We start from the raw sequence: 16,775 nt of genomic DNA, 5'->3' as shown, positions 1-16,775 counted from the left end.
GCCGGTCAGCGCGCCAGGTAGCGCTCCACCAGCCGCGTCCAGTAGGCCGCGCCGACGGTCAGGTTATCGTCGTTGAAGTCGTAGCCGGCGTTGTGCAGCAGCGGCTGGTTGGCGCCGTTGCCCAGCCGCACGAAGCAGCCCGGGCGCTGCTGCAGGAAGTAGGCAAAGTCCTCGCTGCCGGCAATGCGCGCGGCCTGGTCCACCACCTTGTCGGCGCCGACCAGCTCCTCGGCCACCTGGCGCGCGAACTCGGTCTCGCGCTCGCTGTTGACCAGCACCGGGTAGCCGCGCACGTAGTCGACCTCGGCCACCGCGCCGTAGCCCTCGGCGTGCGAGGTGGCCAGCTGGCGGATGCGGTTCTCCACCGATGCGCGCACCTCGGGGTTGAACGAGCGCACGCTGATCTCCATGCGCGCATTGTCCGGGATCACATTAGGCGCGTGGCCGGCGTGCAGCGTGCCGATCGTCACCACTGCGGTCTCGTTCGGGTCGACATAGCGCGCCACCACCGACTGCAGCGCCATCACCAGGCTGCCTGCGACCAGGATCGGATCGACCGACTGGTGCGGGCGCGCGGCGTGGCCGCCCTTGCCGCGGATGGTGATGGTGACCGTGTCGCACGCCGCCATGAAGGGGCCCGAGCGGAACAGGAAACTGCCCTGCTCCACCCCCGGATGGTTGTGCAGCCCGAAGATCGCATCGCAGGGAAAGCGCTCGAACAGCCCGTCGGCCAGCATGCGCTCGGCGCCGCCGCCCGCGCCGATTTCCTCGGCCGGCTGGAAGATCAGGTGCACGGTGCCATCAAAGTTGCGCGTGCACGCCAGTTGCTTTGCCGCGCCGAGCAGGATCGCGGTATGGCCGTCGTGGCCACAGGCGTGCATGCGGCCGGCATTGACGCTGGCGTATGGCAGTGCGGTGCGCTCGTGGATCGGCAAGGCGTCCATGTCGGCGCGGATGCCCACGCTGTGCCCGCTGTCGCCGCAGCGCAGGGTGCCCACCACCCCGGTGCCGCCCACGCCGCGCGTGACCGTATAGCCCCACGCCTCCAGCAGGCTGGCGACCAGGCCTGAGGTGCGGACCTCGTCGAAGGCCAGTTCGGGATGCTGGTGGATATTGCGCCGGATGACTTCGAGTTCAGCGCGGCTGTCCAGGGTGTCGGCCAGCGCGCAGTACCGGTGCTTGAGTGGCGACGCGGGAGACGCCGTGAGGGTGGTGCCGAGGTAGGACTCGATTTCGGGGGCGTGCTCAGACATGGTGTTTTGCTCTCTGGCGAAACCTGTATAACCAGTATTTCACGCAGAAAACGCTAGCGAAACGCTAAGTGTGCGTTTACCTGTAAAACCATGTAATCGGGCCCGTTTCGGCACCGGAACTGTTGCCCTAATCGTACGCTTTGTATGGAAACCCAACGCTTTGTGTGAAAGCGTATCGATGGGGAACCATTGCGGATGGTGTATTTGCCCGCAGCAGCGCTGCCGGCATGCGTCACCCCGAAGGGTGACGCGCTGCCACGGCCCTGCCCTCAGCGCTCGCCGTAGGGCACCACCTGCTGCGTCTGCTCGCCCAGCCCGTCCACGCCAAGGCGCATGGTGTCGCCGGCCTTCAGGAAGCGCGGCGGCTTGAAGCCCATGCCCACGCCCGGCGGCGTGCCGGTCGCGATCAGGTCGCCCGGCAGCAGCGTCATGAAGCGGCTGACATAGCTGACCACGGTGGCCACGTCGAAGACCATGGTGGCGGTGCTGCCCTTCTGCACGCGCTCGCCGTTGACCTCCAGCCACAGGCCCAGCGCCTGCGGGTCCGGCACTTCGTCGCGCGTCACCAGCCACGGGCCGGCCGGGCAGAAGGTGTCGCAGCCCTTGCCCTTGTCCCAGGTGCCGCCGCGCTCGATCTGGAACTCGCGCTCCGACACGTCATTGACCACGCAGTAGCCGGCCACGTGGTTCAGCGCCGCTTCGCGCGAGACATTGCGCGCGGTGCTGCCGATGACCACGCCCAGCTCGACTTCCCAGTCGGTCTTCTCCGAGCCGAACGGCAGCATCACCGCGTCGTCGGGACCATTCAGCGAGCTGTTGGCCTTCAGGAACACGATCGGCTCGGCCGGCAGCGGCATGCCGGCCTCGGCGGCGTGGTCGGCATAGTTCAGGCCGATCGCCACGATCTTGCCGACTCCGCTCCAGGGCACGCCATAGCGTGCGCCCTCGATCACCGGGAGCGACGCGGGGTCCACCTGCGCCAACTGCGCCAGCGCCGCCGGCGCCAGCTGCGCCGCGCCGATATCGGCCACCACGCCGGACAGGTCGCGCACGCGGCCTTGCGCATCGATCATGCCCGGGCGCTCGGCGCCGGGGTTGCCTACTCGAACCAGTTTCATCGTCGTCGTTGTCTTCAGGGGTTGTTCAGGCGGATTTCTTGAGCGCGGCGCCAGATGCGCCAGATGCGCCAGATGCGCCGGTTGCGCCGGCTTCGGCCAGGGTCTGCGCCACCACGCTCAGGACTTCCTTGGCGGTGTTCTCGGAGTGGGCGCGCAACACCTGCGCCAGGCGCGGCCGGCCGGGTTCGCGCAGCGCGGCCATAATGGCCTCGTGTTCCTCATGCGACTCCTGCCAGCGGATGGTATCGGCATTGGCCGCACCGCGCGCACGGTGCACCTTGCTCATCAGCGCGGCATAGACGCCGGCCAGCACCGGATTGGCGGCGCCGTCGATGATCAGCTGGTGGATTTCCTGGTTGATGCGGAAATAGTCGGTGCGCCGGCCGGCGGCATGCGCATCGATCATGGCCAGATGGCGCCGCTCCAGCTTGGCCATGGCCGCCACGCCCAGGCGCTGCGCGGCCAGTTCGCCCGCCAGCGCCTCCAGCCCGTGCAGGGTCTCGAAGGTGGCGCGCAACTCCTCCAGGTCCAGCGGCGCCACGCGGTAGCCGATGTACTGCCGGTGCAGCACCAGCCCCTCGGACACCAGCACCTTCAGCGCCTCGCGCAGAGGCGTCTTGGAGACATCGAAGGTCTCGCAGAAGGCCCGTTCATCGATCCTCGCGCCGGGCGGCAGTTCGCCCTCTTCGATCATGGTGCGCAGCCGGGCGGCGATTTCGGCCGACATGCCGAGCGTGCGCAGGCGCGTGGTTTGGGAAAGCGTTTGTGTCACAGACGTCACCAGAATGGGGAAATGCACCACGACAAGGCTACCACATACCAAAATTGTGCATGCGCAATATCGCAAAATCAATGACTTACACGCGTTGTAATTACAGATTACGTATCCTATACTCCGACCTGTTGCGCAAAACGCCAACAGAACTGCCTCACCCAAGGACTAAAACAGGAGACGCCGTCATGGAGACGACAAGCCGGGCGACAGTGATCACAGAGGCCAAGACCTCGGTGCGCTGGAAGATTTTTTTGATGATGCTGTTCCTCGTCGCGATCAATTACATTGACCGCGCCTCGCTGTCGGTGGCCATGCCACTGATCGCCAAGGAGTTCGACCTCAGTCCCGCCATGCAGGGGCTGATCCTCAGCTCCTTCTTCTGGACTTACGCCTTCATGCAGATCCCGGGCGGCATGCTGGCCGACAAGTACAAGCCGCGCATCGTGATTGCCTGCGCCACCGTGTTCTGGGGCTTCTTCCAGGCGATCGCGGCGGTCTGCACCAACGCCACCTCGCTGCTGATCACCCGGCTCGGGCTGGGCGCCTCCGAAGCGCCGATCTACCCGGCCGGCGGCAAGCTCAACGCCATCTGGATGACGCAGAACGAACGCGGTCGCGGCGCCACGCTGCTTGACGGCGGCGCGCCGCTGGGCGCAGCGCTCGGCTCCCTCATCATTGCCGGGCTGATCAGCGAGCTCGGCTCGTGGCGCATGTCGTTCGTGGTGGCCGGCGTCGGCACCGTGCTCGCCGGCTTCGTGGCGTGGTGGTACATCCGCAATTCGCCGCGCGAACACAGCGGCGTCAATGAACTCGAAGCGCGCCACATCGAGGAAGCACAAGCACGCGAGCACAGCGCCGAGCCGGCCAACCTGTCCGGCCGTTCGCTCGACTTCTTCAAGTACCGCTCGGTGTGGTGCATGGCCATCAGCTGGATGTGCTTCAACGCCGTCTTCTACGGCCTGCTCACCTGGATGCCGACCTACCTGAGCAAGGCCCGCGGCTTTGACCTCAAGACGATGGGCGGCGCAAGCTTCATCATCTTCATGAGCGGCTTCGTCGGCGAACTCGTCGGCGGCTGGATCGCCGACAAGTGGAAGGAAGCCGGCGGCCGCCCCAACGTGGTGATGCGCACGCTGTTCGGCATTGCGGCCGTGGTCGCCACCGTGTCGATCTTTTCGGTGGCCTATGTCACCGACGCGGTGGCCGTGGTGGCGCTGCTCTCCTCCACCCTCTTCTTCCTGCGCTGGTGCGGCCTGTTCTGGTCCGTGCCGTCGATGCTGGCCACCCGCAACAAGATTGGCTTCCTGGGCGGCCTGATGAACCTGGGCGGCAATATCGCCGGCATCAGCGTGCCGATCATCGTTGGCCTGATCGTGCAGGCCACGGGCTCCTACTTCCTGGCGCTGATGTTCTTCGCGGCAGCCGGCGTGGGTCTGTTGTTCGCTTCCACCGCGATCGACTACGAGACCAAGATCCCGGTCTGATCCGCTGCGCAACCCAAGGACCCACACTCAAACATTGCCTCATGCAAGGCAAACCACACACGCTGCGCCGGCCGCTACCGGCGCAGCGGTGGAGGAGACATGTCATGAACCGCTTCCCACGTATGCTGGCAGCCGCCCTGCTCGTGCTGGGCGCAGCGCAGGCGCACGCCGCGCCGGCAGCGCCATCGGCACCTGCCGGTGATGGACTGCCGACCGCACAACCCGAAGCCGTCGGCGTCGATTCAGCAAAACTCGTCGCACTGTCCGAATGGATCCGCCGCGACAAGCTCGACGTACGCAGCCTGCTCGTCATCAAGGACGGCAAGCTGGTGTTCGAGCGCTATGGCGACGGCCTGTCGCGCGACTACAACCACGAGCTGTATTCCGTCACCAAGTTCATCAGCGCCCTGCTGGTCGGCACGCTGGTCGGCGACGGCAAGCTGAGCGCCGAAGACACACCCGCGCAGCGCCTGGCGGCAGCGCGCCCCGACCTCGCCCCGGCACTGGCAGACAAGCAGGCGATCCAGCTGCGCCACCTGATGTCGATGTCCAGCGGCCTGTCGTACAAGCTGGTGGAAGGCACCGACACGCTCCACTACGGCGTGCCGGACCGCCTGCGCGTGGCGGCGACCGCCGCGGTGCGCACCAAGGCCGGCGCCGAGTTCGACTATATCGACGTCAATCCCGTGCTGGTCGGCGCCACCGTCACGCAGGCCGCCGGGCAGCCCGAAGACCAGTACGCCAAGGCGCGCCTGTTCGGCCCGCTCGGCATGAGCCACTACCGCTGGGACGGCGCCGACGGCAAGGGCGCGGTATCGGGCGGCTGGGGCCTGCGGCTGCGCTCCATCGACATGGCCAAGCTCGGCATGCTGATGCTGAACGAAGGTCGCTGGAACGGGCAGCAGATCGTGCCGGCCTCGTGGGTCGCACGCATGACCACGCCTGCGGGTCCGGCGAAGGACTATGGCTTCTACTGCTGGGTCAACAACATCGTGCAGAGTGAGCGCGAATTCAGCGCGATGGGCTACAAGGGCCAGTTCATCACGGTGCTGCCGAAACAGAACGCGGTGATCGTGATGAACAGCATCATGTCCACGCAAGGCGGCCTGCGCGATGCGGCGTACCTCGACCTGTACCGGCGCATGGTCAATGACTACGTGCTGCCCGCGCTGCAGGCCGGCAAGTCGGTCAAGCCCGACGCCGCGCGCCAGGCTGCACTGCGCAAGGAACTGGAACTGGCGCGCAGCAGCCAGGGCGTACCCGGCACCGCCCTCGCCTTCAACGACAAACCCGAACAATAAACAACCGAAGCGGCGCCGCCCCCGGCATATCCAGGCGGACGGCGCCCGCTCACTCCTGAGAATGACTGAAATGACCAAGCAAATCCGCCTCGGCATGCTGACCCCGTCTTCCAACACGGCGCTCGAACCGATCACCAGCGCCATGGTCAGCGGCCTGCCCAACGTCAGCGCGCATTTCTCGCGCTTCACCGTGACCGAGATCTCGCTGCGCGACCAGGCCCTGGGCCAGTTCAACCTGGACAAGATCCTGGCCGCCGCCAGTCTGCTGGCCGATGCGCGCGTCGATGTCATCGCCTGGAACGGCACCTCTTCCGGCTGGCTTGGCTTCGACAAGGATGAAGCGCTGTGCAAGCAGATCACCGAAGCCACCGGCATCCCGGCCACCACCTCGGTGCTGGCGCTCAACGAGATCCTGGAAAAGACCGGCGCGCGCAACTTCGGCCTGGCCACGCCGTACCTGGACGATGTGCAGCAGCGCATCATCGCCAACTACGAGCGCAGCGGCTTCCACTGCGTGGCGGAGAGCCACCTGGACCTGCATGTGAACTACAGCTTCGCCGAGGTCGAGGAAGACACCATCCGCGAGATGGTGCGCGGCCTGGCCCAGCACCAGCCGCAGGCCATCACCACCTTCTGCACCAACCTGCGCGCCGCGCACCTGGCCGAAGAACTTGAAGCCGAAACCGGCATTCCGCTGTACGACACCATCTCCACCGTGGTGTGGAAGTCGCTGCGCCTGTGCGGCGTGGACACGCGCGAGCTGCGCGGCTGGGGCCGCCTGTTCCGCGAAGTGGAGTAAGCCGATGTCCGCTCACGAGAGCCTCGACCTGGTGATCCGGCGCGCGGACGTGGTCACTGCCTCTGACCGCTTCCGCTGCGATATCGGCGTGCGCAACGGGCAGATCGTCGCGCTCGGCCACGCGCTGCCGCAAGCCGCGCGCGAGATCGATGCCGATGGCCTGCTGGCGCTGCCCGGCGGCGTCGATGGCCATTGCCACCTCGACCAGCCCATGCCCGACGGCCTGCGCATGGCCGACGACTTCTTCACCGGCACGCGTGCCGCGGTGTGCGGCGGCACCACCACCGTGATCCCGTTTGCCGCGCAGGAAAAGGGTGCATCGCTCAAGGCTGCCGTGGCGGACTACCATCGCCGCGCCGAAGGCCGCGCGGTGATCGACTACGCCTTCCACCTGATCGTGGCCGACCCCACGCCGGCGGTGCTGGCCGATGAACTGCCGACGCTGATCCGCAAGGGCTACAGCTCGTTCAAGGTCTACATGACCTATGACGACCTAAAGCTGTCCGACCGCGAAATGCTGTCGGTGCTGGACGTCGCCAAACAGAACGGCGCGCTGGTGATGGTGCATGCCGAGAACGCCGACTGCATCTCGTGGCTGACCGACAAGCTGGTCGGGGAAGGGCGCATCGCACCGCGCTTCCACGGCCTGGCACGGCCCGCCGCGGTGGAGCGCGAGGCCACGCACCGCGCCATCACCTTTGCCGAACTGGTCGACGTGCCGATCCTGATCGTGCATGTCTCGGGCAAGGAAGCGATCGAGCAGATCCGCTGGGCACAGGGCAGGGGGCTGCAGATCCTGGCCGAGACCTGCCCGCAGTACCTGTACCTGACCGCAGACGACATGGCCCTGCCCGGCGACGACGGCTACGAAGGCGCCAAGTGCGTGTGCAGCCCGCCGCCGCGCGACCCGGAGAACCAGGCCGCGGTCTGGCGCGCGCTGACCAATGGCGTGTTCAGCGTGTTCTCGTCAGACCATGCACCGTTCCGCTATGACGACCCGCAAGGCAAGCAGCCGGGCGGCGAGCGGCCTTCGTTCGAGCATATCCCCAACGGCGTGCCGGGCATCGAGACGCGCCTGCCGCTGCTGTTCGACGGCGTGGCGCGCGGCAAGCTGTCGCTGCACCAGTTTGTCGAGCTGACCTCGTGGCGGCCGGCACGGCTGTATGGCCTGTATCCGCGCAAGGGCACCATCGCCATCGGCGCGGATGCGGACATCGTGCTGTGGGACCCGAACAAGCGCGTGCAGATCCGCAACAGCGCGCTGCACCACGCGGTGGACTACACGCCGTACGAAGGCATCGAAGTGACCGGCTGGCCGGTGCATTGCTTCTCGCGCGGCGAGATGCTGGTGCGCGATGGCCAGTACCAGGAACCCCAGGCCGGCCGCGGGCAGTTCCTGCCGGCGGGCGCGCCGATGCTGGGCTGATCGCCAAGCCTGCAGCCAACCTACTCCGACCATGAAACTCCTGATCGTCAATCCCAATATCAGCGAATCCGTCACGGCGCTGATCGAGGCGGAAGCGCGGCGCACCGCCGCCGCCACCACCACGCTGCAGATGGCCACCGCGGCCTTCGGCGTGGCCTATATCGAAACCCGCTTCGAGGCGCTGGTCGGCGGCTATGCCACCGCCTGCGCCGCCGCGGAACACGCCGGCCAGTTCGACGGCCTGGTGGTCGCCGCGTTCGGCGACCCCGGCCTGGCCGGCCTGAAAGAGCTGTTCGACGTCCCTGTCGTCGGCATGACCGAAGCCGCGCTGGCCAGCGCCTGCCTGCTGGGGCAGCGCTTCTCCATCATCGCGATCTCGCACCGCATCCAGGCGTGGTACCGCGAATGCGTGGCGGCCAACGGCCTGTCGTCGCGGCTGGCCAGCGTGCGTTCGCTGCAGGAGCCCCTGCGCGATATCGGCAGCGTGCAGGAAGACCATGCCGCGCGGCTGGAACAACTGGCCCTGCAAGCCATCGAGCAGGACGGCGCCGACGTGATCATCGTCGCCGGCGCGCCGCTGGCGGGACTGGCACGCTCGCTGCAAGGGCGCATCCCGGTGCCGGTGGTGGATGGCGTGTCGAGCGCGGTGCGGCATTGCGAATCGCTGGTGGCCCTGCGCGCCGGCAGCGCCACGCAGGGCAGCTTCGCGCGGCCGCCGCGCAAGCCCAATGCCGGCCTGCCGCCGGCGCTGGCAAAGCTGCTCGACTGAGCGCAACCGAGCGCAAACTGAGCCCTGTGCAAATCTGCAATGCGCGTCCGCAAGGACGCGCATTGCTGCATAAGGGGGGCGATCCTAGACTGCCTGCACGGCCGCCGCATGGCGTGGCGGCCAGGCAACCACTACAGGATCGCAATGAAGCTCTACTACACTCCGGGCGTCTGCTCGATGGCCGTCCATATCGCCCTGCGCGAAGCCGGCCTGCCGGTCACGCTGGCCAAAGTCGACCTGCTCCACCACAAGCTGGCCGTGCCTGAAAACGGCACCGACGACTACTACACCATCAACCCGCGCGGCTACGTGCCGCTGCTGCAGCTCGACGACGGCTCGCGCCATACCGAAGCGGCATCGCTGCTGCAATACATCGCCGACCTGGTGCCCGAACGCGCGCTGCTGCCCGCCGCGGGCACGCGCGAGCGGCTGGAAGCCACCGGCTGGATCACGCTGGTCTCAACGGAACTGCACAAGGTCTTCAGCCCGTGGCTGTGGCACAAGGAAACCGCGCAGAGCACGGTAGAGGCCTGCAAGGCCAAGCTGCAACTGCGCTTTGCTGAGCTCGACAAGCACCTGCAGGGCCGCCAGTACCTGACCGGCGACACCTTTACCGTGGCCGACGCCTACTGCTTCACCATCCTAGGCTGGGCCCGCATGCTGATGATGCCGCTGACGGCATACCCCACTCTACAGGACTACCTGTCGCGCATCGCCGCGCGGCCGGCGGTGCAGGAAGCCATGCGCGCCGAAGGGCTCGTGCGCGACTGATCAGCGCATGGCGGGTGCGGGCACGCGATAGTGGTCCTGCGTCAGCAGGTCCAGCCCGCACGCCAGCGCGTCGATCCAGTCAATAAAGCGCGCCACCATGTGCTTGCCGCGAAACGACGGCCCGTGCTGCGGCACGATCCATTCGATATCCATCGACCGCGCCATGGCTGCCCACAGCCGGCACGCGCGGCTGCCGCTCATGTAGCGCTGGTGGAACGGCAGCATCAGGCGAGTATGCGCATCGAAATCCGTCACCGTGGTGCCGGCCGCTTTGGCGCCTGTCATGGCCGCGCCGAGATCGCCCGAGAACAGGATCTTGCTGATCGGATCGTAGAACTGGAAATTGCCTTCGGAATGCAGGAAGTGCGCTGGCACCGCGACCAGGGAGCTGTGCCCGAGCGGGATATGCATGCCCGCATCGGGAATCGTCACGATGCGCCCTGCCGTCTTGCCGGCCTGGCAGAAATGCGGCAGGAAGCGCGCCCACACGCTGGAAATCAAGATGCGGCAGTCAGAGCCCGTCAGCCAGCGTCCGACCGATGCGACGATGTCCGGATCGGCATGCGAAGCCAGCACGTAGTCGAGTTGCTTGGGCGGAAAGTAGCGGCTGATGGTGAGATACAGCTCGCTGTAGGTCATCTGCCCGCCGGGATCGATCAGCGCGCCATGCCCGTGGTCGACGACCAGGAACTGGTTGGTCTGCACCGCTTCGCCATGCGCTTCCTCGACCAGGTCGGTGAACATCAGGCAAGTGTGCCCGTCCCCGTCGTACAACGTGATTCCCATTGCCTCGCTCCGCTCGTCGCAAGCGGCGACGTTACTCAGCGAATCCCGTTGCAAACTTGATGCAAATCAATGGGGGAGGGAACACGCGCCCCCCAGCGGCCGGACTGTCGTCAGGGGTGTACACCCCGGCCGGGCGTCGCGCGCGTCAGCGCGGGCTGGCCAGCAGTTCTTCGATCTTGGCGACGAACGGCTTGTCGTCAGGCGTGGTCTTGCTGTTGTAGCTGCCCACCACCTGGCCGTTGCGACCGATCAGGTATTTGTAGAAGTTCCACTTGGGCGCGGTGCCGGTTTCCTTCGCCAGCAGCGCGTACATCGGGTTGGCCTCGCTGCCGCGCACGTGCGACTTGCCCAGCATCGGGAACTTGACGCCGTAGGTGTTGTAGCAGAAGTCCGCGATCTGCTTCTCCGAGCCGGGCTCCTGCGAGAAATCGTTCGACGGGAAGCCCAGCACGACCAGGCCGCGGTCACGGTACTTGCTGTAGAGCGCCTCCAGCCCTTCGTACTGGGGCGTGAAGCCGCAGTAGCTGGCGGTGTTGACCACCAGCACGACCTTGCCCGCGTACTGGCAGAGGTTTTGCGGGGCTTCATCCTGCAGGCGCGGGAACTTGAAGTTGAGCGACGCCGGGCAGGCGCCTGTTGCCTGCGGTGCAGGCGCGGCGGCCGGCTTGTCGGCGGCGCGGGCAGGGTGCGGCAATAGCGCGGCGCCGGCAGCGGCCAGCGCCAGCGCGCCGGCGAGGGCGGCCGGGCGCAGTTGTCGGAGTGTGGCGGACGAGGGGAAACGACGAGTCATGGCGATGAGGCTCCGGAAGGCGGCTCGCTGTATCGGGTACGCCATAGTCTACGCCGGTAGCGGCTTTCCGGCAGGCCGGCTCAATCCATCGCCAGCGTGGCGGCGTGTTCGGTGACGCTGCCGCGCAGCTCTAGGTCCGGCATGCGGCGCACGATCAGCAGTGCCAGCACCGCCGCCGCCGCGCCCGCGGCAAAGATCAGGTGGAAGCCCGACTCTACGCCGCCCGCCAGCACCGCGCGCACGGACGGCGACAGTTGCGCAAAGGCCTCGCTGCCGTGGCGCAGCGCGCCCAGGTCCAGCGCCTGCGTGACCCCCGATGCCGCCAGCGCATGGCGGAATTCCAGCGTCAGCAGCGTACCAGCCAGCGCCCCACCGATCGCACTGCCTAGGGAGCGCAGCACCAGCAGCGCGCCGGTGCCGGCGCCGGTATCGCGGCGCTCGAGCACGTTCTGCACACTGATCAGCGTCGACACCATGGTCATGCCCAGGCCCACGCCGGCCAGCGTCATCGCCGCCAGCACCACGGCCAACGGCATCGCGGGGGTCACCAGCGCCAGCACGATCAGCCCCAGCGCGGCAGCGATATAGCCGCCCGTCAGGATGCCGCGCATGCGGCCCACGCGGGGCGCCAACCACGCGACGATAAAGTTGCCCGCCACGGTGGCCAGCAGGAACGGCATCACCAGCAGGCCGGAGGTCGATGCATCGGCGCCACGCACCAGCTGGAAGTGCAGGGGCAGGGCAAAGATGCACAGGAAGATATCGAGCGCGGCCAGCGCCGAGGCGGCCACGCCCATCACATAGGCACGGTTGGCAAACAGGCGCGGCGGCAGCATCGGGTCCGCGGCGCGGCGCTCCTGCCAGGTCAGCAGGACCACGGCGGCCACGGCGGCCAGGAGCAGGGCGCCCAGCTCTGGCGAGAGCCAGTCGTAGACGTCGCCGCCCCAGCTCATCGCCAGCAGGAAGGCGACGATGGCCACCGCCAGCAGCAGCGCCCCCGGCCAGTCCACGCGCGCACGCCCGCCACGCGGCGGCAGCATGGCCAGCCCGCGGTAGCACATCAACATCGCCAGCAGGCCCAGCGGCACGTTGACCCAGAACAGCCAGCGCCACGACATATGGTCAGAGACCCAGCCGCCCACCAGCGGCCCGGCGATCGACGCCACCGCCCACACCGTGGCCAGGTAGCCCTGGTAACGCCCGCGCTGGCGCGGCGCCACCACATCGGCAATGGCCGCCTGCGCCAGCGACATCAGGCCGCCGCCGCCCACGCCCTGCAGCGCGCGGAACAGGATCAGCTGGCCCAGCGTCTGCGCCAGCGCGCATGCCACCGAGGCGCCGATAAACAGCGTGATCGCCACCATCAGCAGGCGCCGCCGGCCAAAACTGTCCGACAGCTTGCCGTACAGCGGCGTGGTCACCGTCGACACGATCAGGTACGCCGTCACGATCCACGACAGGTGGCTGAAGCCGTTCAGGTCATTGGCGATCGCCGGCACCGCCGGGATCACCACGGTCTGGTCGAGCGCGGCCAGCAGGATGCACAGCACGATGCCGCCGATCACCCGCATCACGGCGCGATGGTCGTGGGCGGGCAGGGCCGGCGTGGTGTCCCGGGCGGATGCGGCAGAAGAGGGGGAAGACATGGGCAGGCACGAGACCGCAGCGGTGTGCGGTGAAAGCAACGTCAAATGCAGGGAATATCGGCCAGGAACCGCGTGAGAGGGGCGTGGCGCCATCGCGGGAGGCCTAATTCAGCGAACGCATAATTATATGCGGCCAGCAAATATCGTGCTTGCGACGCAGGGCGATTGAAACGTCACTTGCGCGACACGATCAGGGCACCACAGTCGATGCAAGATCACATCACCGCTATCGAAGGTAAGATTTCGTCATGACCGAGACCCCACGACAAGCAACAGGTCAGGCCCCCGATGCGGCCGGGCCCGAACTGGGCCAGTGGCACCCCGTGCTGGCGATCGAACAGGCCCGCGGTGACGGCCCCTTCCCAGCCCGGCTCTTTGGCCGCGCGCTGGTGCTGTGGCGCAACGCCGACGGCTGGCACGCCTGGGATGACCGCTGCCCGCACCGCGGCGCGGCTTTCACGCTGGGCGCCGTGCGCGACGGCCTGCTGCATTGCGGCTATCACGGCTGGCGCTTTGCATCCGGCGGGCGCTGCACGCGCTATCCCGCCCACCCGGAACTGGTGCCCGCCCCGCGCGCCTGCGCCACCACGCACGCGGTGCGCGAGGGCTACGGGCTGTTATGGGTGCGTCTTGGCGGCGACGGCACCGAGGCCGTGCCCGAACTGCCGCCCTTCCCCGAGTACGACGACGCCGAACGCCGCCACGTGGTCTGCGGCCCCTACGACGTTGCCACCTCGGCACCACGGCTGGTGGAGAACTTCCTCGACATGGCGCACTTCGGCTATGTCCACGACGGCTACCTGGGCGACCCGGCGCACACCGAAGTGCCGCCCTATGAAGTGGAAGCCATCGGCGATGCGCGCAAGCCCGACGCGCTGCGCACCATCGGCTGCCGCGCCTGGCAGCCGCGCGCGCACGCCAGCGCCGCCGGCGGAGCCATGGTCGAGTATGAATACCGCGTGGTCGCGCCCTATGCCGCGATCCTGACCAAGGTGCCCGACCTTGGCGACAACCATCGCGGCGCCATCGCGCTGTTTATCGGCCCGCGGGACGAGGAATCGAGCCGCGTGTGGTTCGTGATGTCACTGGTGACGGAGGATGACGACGCCAGCCTGCGCGAATTCCAGGACACCATCTTCCTGCAGGACAAGCCGATCGTGGAATCGCAGCAGCCGCGCCGCCTGCCGTTGCGCACCGGCGTGGAGGTGCCGCAGCCGGCGGACAAGCTGGCAGGTGCGTACCGGCGCTACCTGGCGGCGCACGGGGTGAAGTTCGGCACGCTGGGCTAGTGGACGGGGCGGGCGCATCCCGTGCGACCTGGCCCCCGAACACGACAGGCCTAACGCCCGCCGCCAGTGATGTAATGCTCCAGCTGCTCGATGATGAACTGCTGCTCGGAGATGATGTCCTTCACCAGGTCGCCGATCGACAGCATGCCGATCAGCTCCTCGCCCTCCATCACCGGCAGGTGGCGCAGCCGGTGCCGGGTCATCAATGCCATGCATTCGTCGGTGGTCTGGCTGGCGCCGACGTAGATCACCGCGTTGGTCATGATGTCGCGCACCAGCGTCTCGCGCGAGGTGCGCTGCATCAGGATCACCTTGCGCGCGTAGTCGCGCTCGCTCACGATCCCCTGGATCGCGCCATGCTCGATCACCAGCAGCGCGCCGATGCCTTTCTCCGCCATCAGCTGCAGCGCGGCATAGACGGTCGCCGTGGGCGGGACGCTGTAAATGGCCTGACTCGGCTTGGACTCCAGAACCTGGCGTGCGGTTTTCATCACCAACTCCTTTTCGGTCGACAATGCAATGCGGCTGGCGGTGCCTGCTTGGGCGCCAATGCAATCAGAGTAGCAAAGTAACGCCCGCCGTTACAGGGTGACTTACGCGAATCTTTGTAAGCAAGGTTGTGACGCCCGCATGGCAGCCGTCTGGTCAAAGTTGCGCATCGGTCTCTTTTCCGTCCAGTGCCGCCAGGCACAGCGCCTGCATCTCGGCCACCCATTGCGCCGGCTGCAGCGCCGCGCCCTGCAGCAGCAGCCGATAGCGGCGCGCCCCCCAGACCGCCAGCACCAGTGCCTGCACCTTCGCGGCATCCGGGGCCGTAGGCAAGTCGGGGCAAGCGCACAGCGCCCGGCGCCAGGCCTCGCAGAACTCTTCGAACACGCGCCGGTGGTGCTTGGGCTCGGCGATGCGCGGCTCCAGCCCGATGATGTCGGCATCGAAGACGATGCCCGTGGCCTCGTCGTCCGCACCGCAGGCGATGGCGACCAGCCGCCGCACGTGGGTGCGCCAGTCGGCATCGGTTCGCTGCGTAACCTCGGTGTCGATGCGCGTCAGCATGCTCTCGACCGTGTGGCGCACATAGCCCGACGCCAGCGCTTCCTTGCTGGGAAAGTACTCGTACAGCGTGCCCACCGAGAACCCCGCCTCCAGCGCCACCGCGCGCGTGGTCACGCCGTCCCAGCCATCGCGGCGCCAGATCCGAACAAAGGCGTCGTAGATGGCGTTGACGGTGAAGTGCGCGCGCTGCTGCGAAGGGCGCTTGAGCGGTTTGCTGCGCGGCGTGGCGGGCCGTTTCAGGTCGCTGGCGGCGGGCGCTTCGTTTCCGAACCCGGGGGCGTTGGCGCGGCGATAGATTCTTGGCATCGGCCTCACGGAAGTCATGGCGAACATTGCACGCCGGACGGACGGGCCGCGAACCAGGAGAAAAGACATGGCAGCAACTGAACCGACCCTTGCCATCACGCGGCTGTTCAGCCGCAAGGATGCCCTAAACGAAAGCCGGCTGGAAGCCGCGCAAGAACCCGCCACCGCCGCGGCCGGCGAAGTGCTGCTGCGCCTGGATCGCTTTGCCCTGACCACCAACAACATCACCTACGCCGCCTTCGGCGAAGCCATGCAGTACTGGGATTTCTTTCCCACCGGCCAGCCACAGTGGGGCCATATGCCGGTGTGGGGCTTTGCCGATGTGGTGGCCACCGGCGTCGACGGCATCGCCCCCGGCGAACGCTTCTACGGCTACTTCCCCATCGCCAGCCATCTCCGCATGCAGCCCGAGCGCGTGACCGCGCGCGGCTTCTACGATGCCGCGGCGCACCGCGTCCGGCTGACCTCGGCCTACAACCAGTACACCCGCGTGCAGAACGACACCGCCTACGCGCCGGAGCTGGAGCACTACCAGATGCTGTACCGGCCGCTGTTCATCACCTCGTTCATGCTGGCCGACTTCCTGGAAGACAACCGCTTCTTCGGCGCACGGCGGCTGGTGGTGTCCAGCGCCTCCAGCAAGACGGCCTATGGCACCGCCTTCTGCCTGCGCGACCTCGACGGCATCACGCTGACCGGGCTGACCTCGGCCCGCAACCGCGCCTTTGTCGAAGACCTTGGCTGCTACGACAGCACCGTCACCTATGACGAACTGGCATCGGTGCCGGTGGACGAGCCCACGCTCTATGTCGACTTCTCCGGCGATGAATCGCTGCGCGCGCGCGTGCATGCGCATTTCGGTGACAGCCTGGTGTACGACTGCTTTGCGGGCTCGGCGCAGAACACCGGCTTCCTGCGCGACCTGCACCTGCCCGGGCCCAGGCCCGAGTTCTATTTCGCGCCGGTGCAGATCCGCAAGCGCAATGCCGACTGGGGACCGCAGGAAGTGAACCGGCGCTTCAACGCGGCGCAGCGCCGCTTTATCGACCATGCGCGCGATCCGGCCAATCGCTGGCTGGCGCTGGTGGAGGAACGGGGGTTCGAAGCCGCGCAGGCACGGATCGCGCGTCTGGCGGCGGGTAGCGGCGCGCCGCAGGAGGGGTACGTGGTGGTCGTGGGGTAAAAGCAGAACGGGCCCCGCATGGGGCC

The 16,775-nt window shown here is 67.3% G+C and carries 16 protein-coding genes; 8 read left to right on the top strand and 8 right to left on the bottom strand.

Annotated elements, in window-relative coordinates; genetic code table 11:
* Positions 1-5: 5 nt before the first annotated feature.
* The 3 genes from AC3WL8_RS10170 to AC3WL8_RS10160 form a co-directional block, all read right to left on the bottom strand.
* Positions 6-1,253: a M20 aminoacylase family protein gene (locus AC3WL8_RS10170; protein ID WP_211980509.1), complete on the bottom strand. Its 1,248-nt coding sequence runs from the start codon at positions 1,251-1,253 to the stop codon at positions 6-8.
* Positions 1,254-1,522: 269 nt separating this feature from the next.
* Complete coding sequence (locus tag AC3WL8_RS10165) at positions 1,523-2,371, bottom strand: fumarylacetoacetate hydrolase family protein (protein WP_013955169.1); 849 nt, start codon at positions 2,369-2,371, stop codon at positions 1,523-1,525.
* Between the two features lie 25 nt (positions 2,372-2,396).
* Positions 2,397-3,143, bottom strand: a complete 747-nt coding sequence (locus AC3WL8_RS10160; RefSeq protein ID WP_492378239.1) for a GntR family transcriptional regulator — start codon at positions 3,141-3,143, stop codon at positions 2,397-2,399.
* 188 nt (positions 3,144-3,331) lie between these two features.
* Between AC3WL8_RS10160 and AC3WL8_RS10155 the strand changes: the two genes are divergently transcribed.
* The 6 genes from AC3WL8_RS10155 to gstA all read left to right on the top strand — a co-directional run bounded on the left by AC3WL8_RS10155 (position 3,332) and on the right by gstA (position 9,696).
* Complete coding sequence (locus tag AC3WL8_RS10155) at positions 3,332-4,630, top strand: MFS transporter (protein ID WP_013955167.1); 1,299 nt, start codon at positions 3,332-3,334, stop codon at positions 4,628-4,630.
* 104 nt (positions 4,631-4,734) lie between these two features.
* Positions 4,735-5,931: a serine hydrolase domain-containing protein gene (locus AC3WL8_RS10150; protein ID WP_492378238.1), complete on the top strand. Its 1,197-nt coding sequence runs from the start codon at positions 4,735-4,737 to the stop codon at positions 5,929-5,931.
* A gap of 70 nt (positions 5,932-6,001) precedes the next feature.
* Positions 6,002-6,730, top strand: coding sequence for a maleate cis-trans isomerase family protein (locus AC3WL8_RS10145; protein ID WP_114132353.1), 729 nt, complete (start codon positions 6,002-6,004; stop codon positions 6,728-6,730).
* A gap of 4 nt (positions 6,731-6,734) precedes the next feature.
* The gene (gene hydA, locus AC3WL8_RS10140) at positions 6,735-8,156 is read left to right on the top strand and encodes a dihydropyrimidinase (RefSeq protein WP_492378237.1); all 1,422 of its coding nucleotides are present in this window, start codon (positions 6,735-6,737) and stop codon (positions 8,154-8,156) included.
* A gap of 31 nt (positions 8,157-8,187) precedes the next feature.
* Positions 8,188-8,925 (top strand): aspartate/glutamate racemase family protein, encoded by a 738-nt coding sequence (locus AC3WL8_RS10135; protein WP_013955163.1) that lies wholly within the window; start codon positions 8,188-8,190, stop codon positions 8,923-8,925.
* A gap of 144 nt (positions 8,926-9,069) precedes the next feature.
* Entirely contained in the window at positions 9,070-9,696 is a 627-nt protein-coding gene (gene gstA, locus AC3WL8_RS10130) for a glutathione transferase GstA (RefSeq protein WP_013955162.1), read from the top strand.
* Here gstA and AC3WL8_RS10125 read toward each other — a convergent pair whose 3' ends face one another.
* The 3 genes from AC3WL8_RS10125 to AC3WL8_RS10115 form a co-directional block, all read right to left on the bottom strand.
* On the bottom strand, positions 9,697-10,482 hold the full coding sequence (locus AC3WL8_RS10125; protein ID WP_492378236.1) for an oxygen-binding di-iron domain-containing protein: 786 nt from the start codon (positions 10,480-10,482) through the stop codon (positions 9,697-9,699). It lies immediately after the preceding gene.
* A 145-nt stretch (positions 10,483-10,627) separates the two neighbouring features.
* A complete protein-coding gene (locus AC3WL8_RS10120; RefSeq protein WP_492378235.1) occupies positions 10,628-11,272 on the bottom strand; it encodes a glutathione peroxidase in 645 nt (214 codons plus the stop codon).
* A gap of 80 nt (positions 11,273-11,352) precedes the next feature.
* On the bottom strand, positions 11,353-12,918 hold the full coding sequence (locus tag AC3WL8_RS10115; RefSeq protein WP_249221228.1) for an MDR family MFS transporter: 1,566 nt from the start codon (positions 12,916-12,918) through the stop codon (positions 11,353-11,355).
* Between the two features lie 248 nt (positions 12,919-13,166).
* Between AC3WL8_RS10115 and AC3WL8_RS10110 the strand changes: the two genes are divergently transcribed.
* Positions 13,167-14,207, top strand: coding sequence for a Rieske 2Fe-2S domain-containing protein (locus AC3WL8_RS10110; protein ID WP_492378234.1), 1,041 nt, complete (start codon positions 13,167-13,169; stop codon positions 14,205-14,207).
* A 50-nt stretch (positions 14,208-14,257) separates the two neighbouring features.
* Here AC3WL8_RS10110 and AC3WL8_RS10105 read toward each other — a convergent pair whose 3' ends face one another.
* Positions 14,258-14,698, bottom strand: a complete 441-nt coding sequence (locus tag AC3WL8_RS10105) for a CBS domain-containing protein (protein WP_013955157.1) — start codon at positions 14,696-14,698, stop codon at positions 14,258-14,260.
* Positions 14,699-14,852: 154 nt separating this feature from the next.
* Positions 14,853-15,566 carry a TetR/AcrR family transcriptional regulator gene (locus AC3WL8_RS10100; protein WP_492378233.1) on the bottom strand — a complete coding sequence of 238 codons (714 nt, stop codon included), beginning with the start codon at positions 15,564-15,566 and terminating at the stop codon, positions 14,853-14,855.
* A gap of 67 nt (positions 15,567-15,633) precedes the next feature.
* Here AC3WL8_RS10100 and AC3WL8_RS10095 point away from each other — a divergent pair, with 67 nt between their 5' ends.
* Positions 15,634-16,749 (top strand): DUF2855 family protein, encoded by a 1,116-nt coding sequence (locus AC3WL8_RS10095; protein ID WP_492378232.1) that lies wholly within the window; start codon positions 15,634-15,636, stop codon positions 16,747-16,749.
* Positions 16,750-16,775 lie beyond the last annotated feature (26 nt).

It is taken from the genome of Cupriavidus sp. FW305-F7 (genome assembly GCF_058782875.1).
This window is presented reverse-complemented; position numbering and strand designations above follow the sequence as displayed.